This is a genomic window from Methylobacterium sp. HJ2 (assembly GCF_056431005.1).
The window spans coordinates 198,405-213,246 of record NZ_JBWJYM010000001.1; the positions used below are offsets into that span (position 1 = coordinate 198,405).

The 14,842-nt window shown below is 72.2% G+C and carries 14 protein-coding genes; 7 read left to right on the forward strand and 7 right to left on the reverse strand.

The window, feature by feature from the left end:
- Positions 1–123 precede the first annotated feature (123 nt).
- Complete coding sequence (locus ACS5RC_RS00865) at positions 124–546, reverse strand: DUF779 domain-containing protein (protein ID WP_478341935.1); 423 nt, start codon at positions 544–546, stop codon at positions 124–126.
- A 149-nt stretch (positions 547–695) separates the two neighbouring features.
- On the opposite strand from ACS5RC_RS00865, the gene ACS5RC_RS00870 reads away from it, so the two are divergent.
- Positions 696–1,013, forward strand: a complete 318-nt coding sequence (locus ACS5RC_RS00870; protein WP_478341936.1) for a hypothetical protein — start codon at positions 696–698, stop codon at positions 1,011–1,013.
- Positions 1,014–1,098: 85 nt separating this feature from the next.
- Here the strand turns inward: ACS5RC_RS00870 and adh are convergent, their stop codons facing one another.
- The 5 genes from adh to ACS5RC_RS00895 all read right to left on the reverse strand — a co-directional run bounded on the left by adh (position 1,099) and on the right by ACS5RC_RS00895 (position 6,858).
- Positions 1,099–2,622, reverse strand: a complete 1,524-nt coding sequence (gene adh / locus ACS5RC_RS00875) for an aldehyde dehydrogenase (protein ID WP_478341937.1) — start codon at positions 2,620–2,622, stop codon at positions 1,099–1,101.
- A gap of 238 nt (positions 2,623–2,860) precedes the next feature.
- Complete coding sequence (locus ACS5RC_RS00880; protein ID WP_478341938.1) at positions 2,861–3,724, reverse strand: class I SAM-dependent methyltransferase; 864 nt, start codon at positions 3,722–3,724, stop codon at positions 2,861–2,863.
- 37 nt (positions 3,725–3,761) lie between these two features.
- Complete coding sequence (locus tag ACS5RC_RS00885) at positions 3,762–4,442, reverse strand: glutathione S-transferase family protein (RefSeq protein WP_478341939.1); 681 nt, start codon at positions 4,440–4,442, stop codon at positions 3,762–3,764.
- Positions 4,443–4,498: 56 nt separating this feature from the next.
- Complete coding sequence (locus ACS5RC_RS00890) at positions 4,499–5,986, reverse strand: M48 family metalloprotease (protein ID WP_478341940.1); 1,488 nt, start codon at positions 5,984–5,986, stop codon at positions 4,499–4,501.
- Positions 5,987–6,027: 41 nt separating this feature from the next.
- Positions 6,028–6,858 carry a pentapeptide repeat-containing protein gene (locus tag ACS5RC_RS00895; RefSeq protein ID WP_478341941.1) on the reverse strand — a complete coding sequence of 277 codons (831 nt, stop codon included), beginning with the start codon at positions 6,856–6,858 and terminating at the stop codon, positions 6,028–6,030.
- 590 nt (positions 6,859–7,448) lie between these two features.
- Between ACS5RC_RS00895 and ACS5RC_RS00900 the strand changes: the two genes are divergently transcribed.
- The 4 genes from ACS5RC_RS00900 to ACS5RC_RS00915 all read left to right on the forward strand — a co-directional run bounded on the left by ACS5RC_RS00900 (position 7,449) and on the right by ACS5RC_RS00915 (position 11,799).
- Entirely contained in the window at positions 7,449–7,859 is a 411-nt protein-coding gene (locus tag ACS5RC_RS00900) for a helix-turn-helix domain-containing protein (RefSeq protein ID WP_478341942.1), read from the forward strand.
- A gap of 143 nt (positions 7,860–8,002) precedes the next feature.
- Positions 8,003–9,181: a methionine adenosyltransferase gene (gene metK / locus ACS5RC_RS00905; RefSeq protein ID WP_478341943.1), complete on the forward strand. Its 1,179-nt coding sequence runs from the start codon at positions 8,003–8,005 to the stop codon at positions 9,179–9,181.
- Between the two features lie 7 nt (positions 9,182–9,188).
- Positions 9,189–9,938: a tRNA (guanine(46)-N(7))-methyltransferase TrmB gene (gene trmB, locus ACS5RC_RS00910; protein ID WP_478341944.1), complete on the forward strand. Its 750-nt coding sequence runs from the start codon at positions 9,189–9,191 to the stop codon at positions 9,936–9,938.
- A 130-nt stretch (positions 9,939–10,068) separates the two neighbouring features.
- Positions 10,069–11,799, forward strand: a complete 1,731-nt coding sequence (locus tag ACS5RC_RS00915; protein ID WP_478341945.1) for a sensor histidine kinase — start codon at positions 10,069–10,071, stop codon at positions 11,797–11,799.
- A gap of 32 nt (positions 11,800–11,831) precedes the next feature.
- Here the strand turns inward: ACS5RC_RS00915 and ACS5RC_RS00920 are convergent, their stop codons facing one another.
- The gene (locus tag ACS5RC_RS00920) at positions 11,832–12,845 is read right to left on the reverse strand and encodes a hypothetical protein (RefSeq protein ID WP_478341946.1); all 1,014 of its coding nucleotides are present in this window, start codon (positions 12,843–12,845) and stop codon (positions 11,832–11,834) included.
- A gap of 290 nt (positions 12,846–13,135) precedes the next feature.
- Here ACS5RC_RS00920 and ACS5RC_RS00925 point away from each other — a divergent pair, with 290 nt between their 5' ends.
- Together ACS5RC_RS00925 and ACS5RC_RS00930 are read left to right on the forward strand one after the other, a co-directional pair.
- The gene (locus ACS5RC_RS00925; protein WP_478341947.1) at positions 13,136–13,735 is read left to right on the forward strand and encodes a superoxide dismutase; all 600 of its coding nucleotides are present in this window, start codon (positions 13,136–13,138) and stop codon (positions 13,733–13,735) included.
- 254 nt (positions 13,736–13,989) lie between these two features.
- Positions 13,990–14,700, forward strand: coding sequence for a sigma-70 family RNA polymerase sigma factor (locus tag ACS5RC_RS00930; protein ID WP_478341948.1), 711 nt, complete (start codon positions 13,990–13,992; stop codon positions 14,698–14,700).
- Positions 14,701–14,842: the final 142 nt, after the last annotated feature.

The following is a 14,842-nucleotide window of genomic DNA, read 5'->3' on the forward strand; positions in this document are numbered from 1 at the left end:
CGGGGCACGGTCGGCGGCTTCGGGCCGCCCGCGCGAGACGTCCGCCGTGCTGCGCCGGGCGAGAGGGTCGTGCGGCCGGACCGCGTCGAGCGCCCGGCGCGTATTTCGGGCCGGGTGCCCGGCCTACAACTTGCAGGCGCCTTCCAGCGCCCGGTTCTCCGCCTCGCTGAACAGGCGCGAGCGGATGTGGAAGCGCTTCTCGCGGCCGTTCTCCAGGGAGAACATGCCCCCGCGGCCCGGCACCACGTCGAGGATGATGTGGGTGTGCTTCCAGACCGCGAATTGCGTGCGGCTGATGTAGAAGTCCGCGCCGCCGACCTGCCCGAGATGCACGTCGCTGTCGCCCGTGATGAAGTCGCCGAGCGGGTAGCACATCGGCGAAGAGCCGTCGCAGCAGCCGCCCGACTGGTGGAACATCACCGGCCCGTACTCGGCCCGCAATTCGTCGATGAGCGCCAGGGCCGCCGGGGTGGCGGTGACGCGCAGGGGCGTGCCGGCATCGTCGGCCTGCTCGGCGGTGGTGGCCTCGATGGATGCCTGGGTCATCGCGTCGTCTCCTCTGCGTCTGTGGGGCCTTATCTGGGTCGCGTGCCGCCTCCCGGAAGGTGGATGGCGCTCGCGGGCGCGATCCGGCGCGATCCTTCCGGGCCGCCGGGCGTTGGGCCGCCGTATCCCGTCAGCACCTGCGAGAAATCATGCCCCATCCCGTCCCGCGCCGGCGCAGCCCGTCCCGCGCCCGCATCCCGGCCGCAGCCCTGCTGATCGGCCTTGCCCTGCCGGCCTCGGCCGAGCCGATCCCCGGCGCGACCTCGGGGGCCGGCACGGGCGCCGTGACGAGCGGGGCCGACGCGCGCGTGGGTGCCGGCCCGGCGCCCGGGACGCCCTCCGGCGTCGTCGGCTTCGACGGGCCTCCGGGCGGGCCGGCCAACATCACGGGCGGCGCCGGCCTGCCGCCGGCCGGCGCGCCTCCGGCCCAGACCGGGCTTCCGGCCGGCGGGCCGAGCCGTCCCTGATCCGGCCGCGCCCGGTCCGTGCGGCCTCCCGAGACGAAAAAGCCCCGGCACAGGGCCGGGGCAAGGTCTCTCGGGAGCGTGGCTCTCAGAAGAAGCCGAGCTTCTTCGCGGAGTAGCTGACCAGCATGTTCTTGGTCTGCTGGTAATGGTCGAGCATCATCTTGTGCGTCTCGCGGCCGATGCCGGACTGCTTGTAGCCGCCGAAGGCCGCGTGAGCCGGGTAGGCGTGGTAGCAGTTCGTCCAGACCCGGCCGGCCTGGATCGCCCGGCCGAAGCGGTAGGCGCGGGTCCCGTCGCGGGTCCAGACGCCGGCGCCGAGGCCGTACAAGGTATCGTTGGCGATCGAGAGCGCGTCGGCGTCGTCCTTGAAGGTCGTGACCGAGAGCACCGGCCCGAAGATCTCCTCCTGGAAGATCCGCATCCGGTTGTGGCCCTTGAACACGGTCGGCTTCACGTAGAAGCCGCCGGCCAGCTCGCCGTCCTTCACGTTGCGCTCGCCGCCGGTGAGCAGCTCGGCGCCCTCCTGCCGGCCGATGTCGATGTAGGAGAGGATCTTCTCCATCTGCTCCGAGGAGGCCTGCGCGCCGATCATGGTCGCCGGGTCGAGCGGCGACCCTTGCGTGATCGCCTCCACGCGCTTGACGGCGCGCTCCATGAAGCGGTCGTAGATCGACTCGTGCACCAGCGCGCGGCTGGGGCAGGTGCAGACCTCACCCTGGTTGAGGGCGAACATGGTGAAGCCCTCGAGCGCCTTGTCGAGGAAGTCGTCGTCCTCGTTGGCGACGTCGGCGAAGAAGATGTTCGGCGACTTGCCGCCGAGCTCCAGCGTCACCGGGATCAGGTTCTGGGAGGCGTACTGCATGATCAGCCGGCCCGTCGTCGTCTCGCCCGTGAAGGCGATCTTGGCGATGCGGGGGGAGGAGGCCAGCGGCTTGCCGCACTCGAGGCCGAAGCCGTTGATCACGTTGAGGGTGCCGGGCGGCAACAGGTCGCCGATCAGCTCCATCAGCACGAGGATCGAGGCCGGGGTCTGCTCGGCGGGCTTGAGCACCACGCAATTGCCGGCGGCGAGCGCCGGGGCGACCTTCCACACCGCCATCAGGATGGGGAAGTTCCACGGGATGATCTGCCCGACGACGCCGAGCGGCTCGTGGAAGTGGTAGGCGACCGTGTCGTGGTCGATCTCGGAGATCGCGCCCTCCTGCGCCCGCACGCAGCCGGCGAAGTAGCGGAAATGGTCGATGGCGAGGGGGATGTCCGCGTTCATGGTCTCGCGGATCGGCTTACCGTTGTCCCAGGTCTCGGCCAGCGCGATCAGATCGAGGTTCTCCTCCATCCGGTCGGCGATCTTGTTGAGGATGCGGGCGCGCTCGGCCGGCGCGGTGCGGCCCCAGGCCTCCTTGGCGGCGTGGGCGGCGTCCAGCGCCTTCTCAACGTCCTGCGCATCCGAGCGGGCGATCTCGCACACCACGCGGCCGGTGATCGGCGAGGTGTTCTCGAAGTAGCGGCCGGCCGTCGGGGCGACCCATTGCCCGCCGATGAAATTGTCGTAGCGCGCCGAGAACGGCGCCTTGGTCTTGGCCTCGGCCAGGAATTCGGGCTTGTTCATGGTCTGGCGTCTCCTCCGTGCGGCCTCGGGCTCGCTGGCCCGTTGGGCTCGTCAGCTTCTGTTCGGCGCGCATCCCAGCCAACGGCACTTGGGCGGTCGAAGCAAGATGGACTTTTGGCCAGGGCGTGCCGGCGTCCGGCGGTCCCGATTCGTCAGGGCCGCGTCCGGCGCGATGGTAGCGCCGTTCGCCCCGCGTGGCGAGGCGCGCGGTCCCTGTCGCCACACGAAAGCCGCGTGCTCAGGCCGCCGAGACGAGCCAGCAGGCCGCGTCGAGATGCAGTGTGCCGCCCTCGGCATACGGGATGAGCCGCTCCGCGACGGCCGCGAGCGCGGCCTCGCGCAGCTCCGGCTCGGCCTCGCGCAGCAGGTGCGAGACCGGCCCGAGCTCGCAGGCGGTCCGGGCCGCCGCCCGCGCCGCGCCCGCGGCGGACCCGTCCTCCGATCGCCCGAGCGGGACGCGCCGCCGCACCGGCGTGCAGGCGACCGTACCGAACCCCGCCCCGGCCAGGAGATCCCGGACGAATTGCGGATCGGCGAACCGGAAGGGGCCAGGAGTGTCGGGGGCGGGCGGCGGTCCCGGATCGGGCACCAGCGCCAGCACGGCCTCGCGCGGGACGGAGACCCAGGGATTCTCGGCCAAGCCCTGCCAGCAGAGGAAGGTCAGCCGCCCGCCCGGCACCAGGGCCGCCCGGAGGTTTTCGAAGGCCGCCCGGCTGTCGGCGAAGAACATCACGCCGAAGCGCGAGAGCGCCGCGTCGAAGAAGCCGGGCTCGAACCCGTGGCTCTGGGCGTCGCCGAGAAGCCAGCTCACGGGTGCTGCGCCGTCCGGCACGGGCCGGGCGCGGGCGACGGCGAGGAGCGGCTCCGACACGTCGACGCCCACGGCCTGGCCCGCCGGACCGATGACGCGGGCGGCGCGCAGGGTGGTCTCGCCCGCCCCGCAGCCGATGTCGAGGAGGCGGGCGCCGGGCGCCGGGGCCGCGGCCTCCAGCAGCGCCGCCGTCAGCGGCGCGAACAGCGCGTCCAGCACCGCCTGATGGCGGGCCCAGCGCTCGCCGACCGCGCCGTTCCAGTACTCGGTCTGGGAGATCCCGCCCGCCATTCCCGCCTCCCGCTCGACGGCTTCCGGATCGCCGCGCTCAGCGCGCCGCCTTGATCGCCCGAAACATGTGGCCGCGGGCCTCGGCGTCCATCTCCGCCTTGAAGGCGTGGCGGCCCTTCAGGGCCTCGGCGCGCTGCGCGGCCGGCCGCGCGTTGATCGCGTCGAGGTGGCGCTTCACGTTCGGCAGGTCGGAGAACGCGCCCTCGCCCAGCACGAAGGGCACCATCCGGGCCCAGCCCCACACGGCCATGTCGACGATCCCGTACTCCGCGCCGAGCATGTAGGGCCGGTCGGCCAGATGCGCGTCGAGGATGCCCCAGTGCCGGCGCGCCTCGAAGCTGTAGCGCTCCACCGCGTAGTCCTGGCCCGGGGGCGCGAAGTGGCGGAAATGCACGCATTGCCCGGAGAACGGGCCGATGCCGGTGGCGACGAACATCAGCCAGGACAGCATGGTGCCGCGCTCGGCCTCGCCCTGGGGCAGGAAGCAGCTCGTTTTCTCGGCGAGGTGCAGCAGGATGGCGTTCGAGTCGAACACCGTCACCGCCCCGTCGACGATCGCCGGCACCTTCCCGTTCGGGTTGACCGCGAGGTAGTCGTCGGCGAATTGCTCGCCCCGGCGGGTATCGACCGGCACCGGCTCGTAGGGCAGGCCCGTCTCCTCCAGGCAGAGGGCGACCTTCATCGGATTCGGCGAGAGATTGTAGTAGAAACGGATCATCGGTCCTCCCGTCCGGACGTCTCGGCCCGGCATGTTCGGCCGCGGCGCGCGGCCCGTTACTCCGTCACCACCTTGTAGCCCTGGCCGGGCTTCAGCACCGCGCCGCGCTCCAGCCCGTTCAGCACGAGGAACCGGTCGAGCGCGCGGTCCGGCACCGCCATGCGGCGGGCGAGGTCCTCCGGGTCGCCCGTGGCGGCGCTCACCACCTGCAGGCGCAGCGGCTTCAGGGATTGCGTCTCGGCCGGGGAGACGGGCTGCAGGCTGGCGGTCCAGCGCCGGAAGGCCGGCTCCGGATCGGTCGCGCCCTTGGCCGCCATGATCATGCGGTAGGTGGTGTCGCCCACACGGATCGCCGCGAGCCGGAAGGTCCAGTCCTTGCCCCGCGACAGCGCGGTGGCGGCCGGGTTCGCGCCGATGGCGCGGGTCTCCAGGGAGTTCGGCTCGATCGGCTCGTTCCAGGTCGCCTTCAGCACCGCCTCGAGGCTCTGGTCGGGCTCGGCCTCGACCTGATCGAACAGCAGGCGCCGGCTGCCCTCGCCGGTGGTGCCGAGCACCGCGTTGCGGGTGTTCTCGATGGAGAAGCCCTCCGGCACGTCGAAGGCGATGCCGAGGCTCGGATGGATGAAGCGGTGGGCCCGCACCACGCCCTCGCCCGGATTGTCCCCGTAGGCGATGCCGTCGATCGCCGCGAGGTAGCGGGCACGGTCGTCGATGCCGATGCCGGGCGCGCCGGTCCGTCGGGCGGCGCGGGTGACGAGGGTGATGCGCTCGGCCGTGCCCGGGTGGGTCGCCAGCATGTCGGGCTCGCCCGGCGCGCCGGCCCCGGTCTTGAGCGCCAGGGTGCGGTTGAGGCTGCCGAGGAAGCGGCTCGCGCCGTAGGGATCGTAGCCGGCCCGCGCCAGCGTCCGGACGCCGACGGCGTCGGCTTCGAGCTCCTGCTCGCGCGAGAACCGGGCCAGCGCGAAGCGCGACTGGCTCTGCAGCTGCGCGCCCGTGGTCGGGTCGTTCAGCACGTCCGCGACCACCCGGCTCACCAGCTGCGAGCGCAGCTCCAGCTCGGTGCGGGCGGTGGCGTGGCTGAGGGTGACATGCGCGATCTCGTGGGCGAGCACCGCCGCGATCTCGGAGGTATCGGAGGCGAGCGCCAGCAGGCCGCGGGTGACGTAGAGCCGTCCCGTGGGCAGGGCGAAGGCGTTGATCACCGAGGAATCGAGGAGGGTGACGACGTAGGTCTGGTCCGGCCGCTCGCTCGCGCGCACGAGGCGGTCGGTGATCTCGGTGAGGAGCTGCTGGGCCGCGGGCGCCCGGTACTCGCCGCCGAAGGACGCGACGAGCTTGAGGTGATCGCCGTCGGCCGGGCGCTGGCGGCCGGTGGTGCGCGGCGCCTCCGGCGGCACGCTCACGGCGGCCGGGGCCAGCACCGTGCCGGTCTGCTCGCCCGCGCAGCCGGCGAGCGCGCCCGCGAGCGCCGCGAGCAGGGCGGCCCGACGCAGGATCGGCAGGCCGCGGCGGGGCGCGGCGCCGCGCCCGGCTCTCCTGTCCACAGCCCTATCCACAGCCCTGCCCACAGCCCGTCCCTGTCGAATCAGCGCCGCGGCGCGCGTTCCCCGTCCGGCTCGGCCGCCCGGACGGAGGCGGGCGCGTCGTCGGCCGGTTCGACCAGCTCGGGCGCCGCGATCTCCATCTCCGGTCCGCGCCGGACCTCGATCACGCCGCGCACCCGCACGCGCTTGCCCGTGAGCCCGGTGGCACTCAAACCATGTTCGAGCATCCTGCGCCAAGTGCGTTTCGACACGGTAACCGTGAGGCCGTCCTCCCCCCGGCCGACGAAATCGAGATAGGTGCGCGCCGCGCGCACGCCGACATGGCGCACGACACCCTCGACCATGGCGAACCGGCCGGCCCGCGCCCGCAGGGCTGCGCCGTCCGCGCCGTCGAGGACGGGTCGAGCCCAGAGCCCCAGGCCGCGCGCCCGGGCGCCGGCCTCGATCCGGAGGAGGGCCGGGCGGCACAGGCCGTCGCCCTCGCCCGCATCGACGGCGGCGAGGCCGGCGGCGACGAGGCCACCCGCGAGGTCGGTCTCGTCGAGACTCGCATCGACCCGCAGCCGGCCCCAGCGGTCGGGCTCGCCGCGGGCGATCACGAGCAGGGGGCGCCCGCGCCACGCGGCGATCCAGTCGCGCGCCGCCCGTTCCGCCTCCGGCTCGTCGGGCCAGCGCAGGGAGCCGAGCCGGGCGTCGGCACCCGACGCGAACCGAATCTCGCCGCGCGGTCCGACCTCCGCGATCCTGTCCTCGCGGGCGGGCGCCGCCTCGCAGGGGCCTGCAGCCCCCGCCGGACGGACCGGCCCGAGGATCGGCGCACCGCAGGCGAGCAGCGCGAGGGCGGAAATCCGCCGGCGTCGTCCTGCGCTCATCCCGTGTCCCGTCCCGCGCGCGTCCGCGCCGGATCCCGACGCCGAACCAAGAGAAGCGAGGCCGCTCGGTTGGCCGCAGCGGCCATCGATGCTAAAAGCCCTGCGTACGTCTCCGTAGCTCAGCTGGACAGAGCACAGGTTTCCTAAATCGTAGCAATTGGGCGCCGCGCCGGGAAACCGCGCGGCGGATCCGCTCAAAGTCGGGGAAAGCTCACGGCGCGCCGCGCCCTGCCGATCCCGAGCCAAGCCCGGACGACCTGTCCGGGAAGGTGTAGAGACTAGACGGGCGGCGCCTAAAGGCCGGGCTTCGAGCCGGGCCCAGGGCGAAGGGATAGTCCAGACCACGAACGCCCCGGCCTCCGGGGCGGCGGCGAAAGCCGAGGTGGTACGAAACCTGGGGTCGCAGGTTCGAGCCCTGCCGGGGACGCCATAATTTCCGTGGTGTCTGGTACGAACAACCTGGTATTGTAGCCGTACCCGAGAGGGTGGCGGTGCTTGCGCAGTGACAAACCGCTCCGGAGGCCGTAAGCTTGGCCGTGGCTCCGGTCGGGCGCGCTCGTATCGCAGTCGGGGGCAGTGCGAGGGCATCTATGGCAGGCCAGAAAACCGATCAGCGCGACGTCTATGTCGGTCAGCGCATCGCGGAGCAGCGCCGCAAGGCGTCGCTGACGCAGCGGCGCGTGGCCGAGAGCTTCGGCATGTCGGCCGCCCAGTTGCAGAAGTACGAGAAGGGCACCAACCGCATCAGCGCCGTGCATCTCGACATCTTCTCCCGGATGACCGGCGTCCCGCTGGAATACTTCTTCCAGGGCGCTCCCCGGCTCGACGACGTCCCGGCGAGCGGCTTCGGCGAGGCCCGCCAGCAACCCTACCGCGCCGACGGCGATCTCCAGGGTCTGGCCGAGGTGGTGGCCAAGCACGTGAGCGAGAACTTTCCGGACACCGTGCGCCGCAACATCGCCGCCGCCGCCCAGACCCTCAGCCGCAAGCTCAGCGACTGATCGTCCGGCCGCTGCGTATGGAATAGCGGAAGCGTTCGCTATTTCGGGTTGACCGTCCGGTGTGACGGATGCGACATACGCACCTCACTCGGGCCAGACGTCTCGCGACGAGGACGCGCCCGCTAGCTCTGGGGTGCTCCACGATGCCGCGTTCCGACTACCTGTTCACCAGCGAATCCGTGTCCGAGGGCCACCCCGACAAGGTGTGCGACCGGATCTCCGACACGGTGGTCGACGCCTACCTGACGGCGATGCCCGAGGCCCGCCTGGGCGTCGAGACGCTCGCCACCACGAATCGCATCGTCATCGCGGGCGAGGTGCGCGGCCCCGATTCGGTCACCTTCAAGGACCTCGAGGCCCTGACCCGCGAAGCCGTGAAGGATATCGGCTACGAGCAGGACGGCTTCCACTGGAAGCACAACGACGTCGCGATCCACCTGCACGCCCAGTCGGCCGACATCGCGCAGGGCGTCGACGCCGCCGGCAACAAGGACGAGGGCGCGGGCGACCAGGGCATCATGTTCGGTTACGCCGCCGACGAGACGCCCGAGCTGATGCCGGCCCCGCTCTACTACGCCCACAAGATCCTCAAGGACCTCGCCGACGCCCGCAAGGCGAAGCAGGGCGACGCCGCCAAGCTCGGCCCCGACGCCAAGAGCCAAGTCACCGTCCGCTACGCCAACGGCCGCCCGGTCGAGGTGACGCAGATCGTGCTCTCGACCCAGCATCTCGACGAATCGCTCGATTCGGCCGACGTGCGCGCCATCGTCGAGCCCTACATCCGCAAGGCCCTGCCGGAGGGCTGGGTGAACGAGAGCACCGCCTGGCACGTCAACCCGACCGGCAAGTTCGTGATCGGCGGCCCCGACGGCGATTGCGGCCTCACGGGCCGCAAGATCATCGTGGACACCTACGGCGGCGCGGCCCCGCATGGCGGCGGCGCCTTCTCGGGCAAGGACCCGACGAAGGTCGACCGCTCGGCGGCCTACGCGGCGCGCTACCTCGCCAAGAACGTCGTCGCCGCCGGCCTGGCGAGCCGCGCCACGATCCAGCTCGCCTACGCGATCGGCGTGTCGAAGCCGCTCTCGATCTACGTCGACCTGCACGGCACCGGCACGGTGGACGAGGCCCGGCTCGAAGCCGTCCTGATGGACGCCCTCGACCTCTCGCCCCGGGGCATCCGCACCGCGCTCGGCCTCAACAAGCCGATCTACGCCCGCACCTCCGCCTACGGCCATTTCGGCCGCGCGCCGGAGGCCGATGGCGGCTTCTCGTGGGAGCGCACCGACCTCGCCGACCGTCTCAAGTCGGCCCTCGCCTGAGCCTCTCGTGAGCGGGAGGGAGCAGATCCCTCCCGCCGCGGAGGGCGGGGCCGGCCCCGAGGAGGCGCCCGAGCGCGCCTTCTTCGGCCGGCGCAAGGGCAAGCGCCTGCGGGGCGGCCAGGAGCATCGGCTCTCCGAGCTGTTGCCACGCCTGCGCGTCGCCCTGCCGCCCGGCCACGAGCGCCTCGACCCGCGGACCCTGTTCCCGGGCCTCGCGCCGCGGGCGGTCTGGCTGGAGATCGGCTTCGGCGGCGGCGAGCACCTCGCCGCCCAGGCCGAGGCCCACCCGGATGTCGGGATCGTCGGGGCCGAGCCCTTCGTCAACGGCGTGGTCAAGCTGCTGCGCGCGGTGGACGAGCGCGGCCTGCGCAACGTCCGCATCCGCGACGAGGACGTCACCGCGCTGATCGCCCGGCTGCCCGACGCCTGCCTCGAGCGGGTCTACCTGCTCTATCCCGATCCCTGGCCCAAGCGCCGCCAGCGCAAGCGCCGCTTCGTCTCCGACGCCGCGCTCGCCGAGATCGCCCGCGTGCTCGCCGATGGCGGCCTGTTCCGCTTCGCCAGCGATATCGACGATTATGCCGGCTGGACGCTCGCCCGCGCCGCCCGCTGCCCCGACCTGCGCTGGACGGCGGCCCGCGCCGACGATTGGCGCACTCCCTTCCCGGGCTGGCCCGGCACCCGCTACGAGGCCAAGGCGCTCGCCGCCGGGCGGCGGCCCACCTACCTCGAATTCGCGCGGCGGGCGCGAACTTAGCTGTTGCTACGATCCGCCGCCGCCAGCGCGGCCTTGTCGCAGGATCGCTGGGCAGCCATCTTGGCGCGGCGCTGGGAGCTCGGCGCGGCCTGGATCGGGGGCGGGGGCGCCGCACGTTCGGGGAAGCGAATTGAGCGACGGGGTTGAGGAGAATCCGGCTCCGGGGGCCGGCGACCTGTACCGGGCTGCCTTTGCGGAGGCCGCCGTCGGCCTTGCCGTGCTCTCGGCGGACGGCCTGACGATCGGCGACGCGAACCCGGCCCTCTGTCGCCTGCTCGGCCATCCGCCGGGAGCGTTGCGGAACCGGCCGATCGGTCTGGTCCTCGCGGGATCCGAGACCGCGGATCCCGGAATCCGGCGCTGGCGCCGGGCCGATGGCGGCGATCTCGACGTGCGGGTGCGCGGCGAGGGGCGCGTCCGCGTGGTCGAGGCCGTCGATGCCGACGAGGCCGCCCGCTCCGAGGAGAATCGCGAGGCCCTGGTGACCGCCGGCCTCGGCGAGTGGCGCTGGGACCGGGCGAGCGGCCGCGTCATCCTCTCGCGGCGGGCGGCCCAGATCGTCGGGCATTCGGCCGGTGCGGCGCTGAGCTGGCCGGACCTGCGCGCCTCCCTCGCCGAGCCGGAGGCCGAGCGCCTCGTCGCGACCGTGCGCGAGGCGCTGGCCGAGGGCCGGCCCTACGCCTTCGAGGGCCGTCTCGTGCGGGCCCGGGACGGCGAGACCGTGGTGATCGCCAGCCGCGGCCAGCCGATCCGCGGACCGGACGGCGCGGTGTCCGGCATGGCCGGCGTGCTGCAGGACATTACCACCCGCGTCCGGGCGCGCGACGACCTGATCGCGCGCGACCAGCGGCTGCGGGTCGCGACCTCGCTCGCCCGGCTCGGCATCTTCGAGTGGCACATGCTCGACGACCACGCGATCTGGGAGAACGAGCGGATGTTCGAGATCTTCGGGCGCACGCCCGAGGACGGCACCATCGGAAAGCCCGAGTTCCTGGCCGGCATCCTTCATCCCGACGACCGCGAGGCGGTGCGCAACGCCATCTCGCGCGCGCTGCGGGAGGACGAGATCCTGCACGTCAGCGGCCGGATCCGGCGCAAGAGCGACGGGGCTTGGCGGACCATCGACATGGCCGGGCGTTTCGAGCGCGACGCGCCGAACCGGCTGCCGCGCCGGTTGATCGGCGTCGTCGCCGACGTCACCGACCGGCGGCTCGCCGAGGAGCGCCAGATCCTGCTGATCCGGGAACTCCATCACCGGGTGAAGAACACGCTCGCCACCGTGCAGGCCATCGTCGGCTCGACGGCCCGCACCGCCTCGAGCATCGAGAACTTCTACGAGGCCTTCGTCGGGCGCATCAAATCGCTCGCCCATACCCACTCGGTGCTGACCGAGGATACCTGGCAGACGGCCGACCTGCGCAACCTCTTGGTCAACGAGCTGAAACCCTATGCCGAGCCGGGCGCCGACGGCGGCGCGGACGGGCGCATCGCCCTCGACGGACCCGCGATCGACCTGCCCAGCGAGATGGCGGTGCCGATCGGCATGGCGATCCACGAGCTCACCACCAACGCGGCGAAGTACGGCGCCCTCTCGAACCGGCGCGGCCGGGTCGCGGTGCGCTGGGACCTCATCCCCGGAGGCTCGGCCGGGATCCTGCGCTTCGCGTGGCGGGAGAGCGGCGGGCCGGTGGTGCAGCCGCCCCGGCGCCAGGGCTTCGGCTCGCGCCTGCTGCAGCGGGTGCTCACCACGCAGGTCCAGGCCGAGGTGACGACCGATTACGCGCCGGACGGCTTCTCGCTCACCATGCTGGCCCCGATGCCGCATCGGAACGCGGCGCTCAATCCGCTCGCCGCCGGCTGATCGCCGGTCCGGGACCGTGCCGCCGGCGCCGGTCAGGCCGCGCCGCGGGCACCCGTCTCGCCGCCCGCGTCCACGAAGGCCTTCAACTCGTCGAGGGAGGCGAAGGTGTAGCGGCCCTGCGGGGTCTCCGCCTCGATCGAGCCGTCCGCGAACATCACGTAGGTGTTGCCGCCCGAGGCGTGCTTGCCGACGATCTCCTTGCGCGGCGCTTCCTCGACCGGGACGGCATCGGCGGCCGCCTCAGGGGCCGGCGGGTGCTGAGCCGGCAAATTCTCGGACTGCAGGCCCCCGGACGGCAGGTCCTCGGACGGCAGATCTTGGGACGGCAGCTCGAGCGCCGGATCGGTGGCGGCCACCGGCTCCGGCGTGCTTGCCGCGTGGGCCTCCTCCAGGCTCGGTCGAAGCAGCGGCGGCTCCGCCTCAGCCTCCGTCGCGGCGAACAGGTCGTCGTCGGTGGAGATGCCGTGGTCGGGCTCCGGGAGCGAATCGGGGACCGGCTCGGGCTCCGGTCCGGCGTCCACCCGGATCTCGGACTCGGCGGGGAGGGGCGGCGTCAGCCCCGGCATCGGCAGCTCGGGCTCCGGGGCCGCGTCCGGCGGCTGCGGCTCGAACAGGGTGTCCTCGAAGGTCGGCTCGGCCTGGCGCCGGCCACCGAAGGACCCGGCGAGGCCCGCCCCGAGCGCGCCGGCCGCCGCCCCGCCGAGCACGCCCGGCAACGGGGAGGGGCCCGCCGGCGGAGGGGATCCGGGCAGGGTCGGACGCAGGCCGGCCGCGGCCGGCTCGGTCCGGGCCGGGACGAGCGGCGCGAAGGCCGCCTCGGCCGCCGGGCCGACCGCCGGCCGCGCGGCGAGCGCCCCTTCCACGCGGCGGAGCCAAGTCGCCACGACGGCGAGCCCGAACAGCACCGCGCCGGCCGAGGCCGTCCCCGCGCCGGCGATCACCATGGCGAGGCCGCTCTCGAGACGGACGAAGGGAAAGCCCTGAACCACGGCGGCGCTTCCGCCGATCACCATGATTGCGGCGAGCGCGAACAGCGCAACGATCATGCGACTCTCTGAAAAACAGCTCGGCTCGCGCCCGGACGTCGGGCGCACTCCACAGTAAGCCCCTGGACTGGTTTTGCAAAACGGCAAGCTGAGCCATACGGGGATAAAGGCCCGCCCCGGCGTTGCCGCGGCCGACCCTGCGACTTACCTACCGGGCCATCGTCGCCGGACAGGCCTTGGGAGAGGCCTTGGAACAGGTCTTGGATGAACGTGCCCGGAACGGGCCGGCGCGTTTTCCCCGGGCCGCCCACGATGCCCAGCCGACGAGCCCCGAGAACGGAGACGGACGCATGACCTTCACCCTGCCGGAACTGCCCTACGCCTACGATGCGCTGGCCCCGTACATGTCCAAGGAGACGCTCGAGTTCCACCACGACAAGCACCACAAGGCCTATGTCGATACGGGCAACAAGCTGCTCGAAGGCACCGATCTCCAGGGCAAGAGCGTCGAGGAGGTCGTGAAGGCCGCCTACAACACCAATCAGGCGCTCTTCAACAATGCGGGTCAGCACTACAACCACATCCACTTCTGGAACTGGATGAAGCCCAACGGCGGCGGCGCCGTCCCGGGCGCGCTCGCCAAGAAGATCGACGAGGATCTCGGCGGCCTCGAGAAGTTCAAGGCCGATTTCATCCAGGCGGGCGTGGGCCAGTTCGGCTCCGGCTGGGCCTGGCTCGCGGTCAAGGACGGCAAGCTCGCCATCATGAAGACCCCGAACGGCGAGAACCCGCTGGTGCACGGTGCCAAGCCGATCCTCGGCGTCGATGTCTGGGAGCATTCCTACTACATCGATTACCGCAACCGCCGTCCCGACTACCTCAAGGCCTTCATCGAGAACCTCGTGAACTGGGAGCACGTGGAGAAGATGTACGGCGAGGCCACCGCCTGATCGGGCGGGCAGCGCTCATCGGATCGTGATCTCCGGGCTCCCCCGTCGCGGGAGCCCGGGGTGCGCCGGTCACCGCCGAGGGGCCGTCTCCGCCAACGGGGACGGCCCCGTCCTCGTTTTTGCAGCCGGGGTTTCACAACTTGGCCGTGTAGCCGTCACCCCGTGTTCATAATTCAATTGCCAGAAGCTCCCTGGAATCCTTCTGAGACAGCCCGCCAGCCGGGCTGGACCGTGATGCCAGAGAGGGCCGGACCATGGCCGATTGCCACGATACGCCCGCCGAAGCGCGGCCTTCCGACGCCCGAAGCGTCGAGCGGGCGGCGACGCTGCCGCCGGGGATCCGCGACCATCTCGGTGCCCAGCTGCGCGAGACCTACGCCCTGCTGCTGACGGAAGCGCCGGACGCGTTCGTCACGCTGATCGAGCGGCTGACCGGGCAGCTCGACGGCCAGGACGCCGCCGCCGAGAAGGCCTTCGGCCAGGATCTGATCGGGGCGCTGCCCGGACTTCGCGCCTTCGCACTCTCCCTCGCCGTCAGCCCGGCCCGGGCCGACGACCTCGTGCAGGAGACCCTGCTCAAGGCCTGGGCCAACCGCGAGAAGTTCCGGCCCGGCACGAACTTCACCGCGTGGCTGTTCACCATCCTGCGCAACCAGTTCTACAGCGAGATCCGCAAGCATCGCCGCGAGGTGGAGGACGTCGACGGCGCCGCCGCCTCGACGCTGATCAGCCTGCCCGATCAGGTCGAGCGCATCGCCCTGCAGAACGTCTGGTCGACGATGGCGAAGCTGCCGGCCTCCCAGCGCGAGGCCTTGCTCCTCGTCGGGGCGCACGGCCTGACCTACGAAGCCGCCGCCGAGGTGATCGGTTGCCAGATCGGCACCGTGAAGAGCCGGGTCAGCCGCGCCCGCTCCTGGCTCGCCGACGCCCTCGGCATGGAGCGCGCCGAGCAGCCGACCGCCTGAACGGACGCCGCTTCGGGCGGCCGAGACGCCGTCCGGCGCCTGCACATTCGGTCGAGTGTGGCCGGGCGCAGCCACCGCCACGCCCGGCAATCTGCTAGGGCTCGGGCATGACCGCTCCGAGCCATCGCCCGGCGCGCGGCCC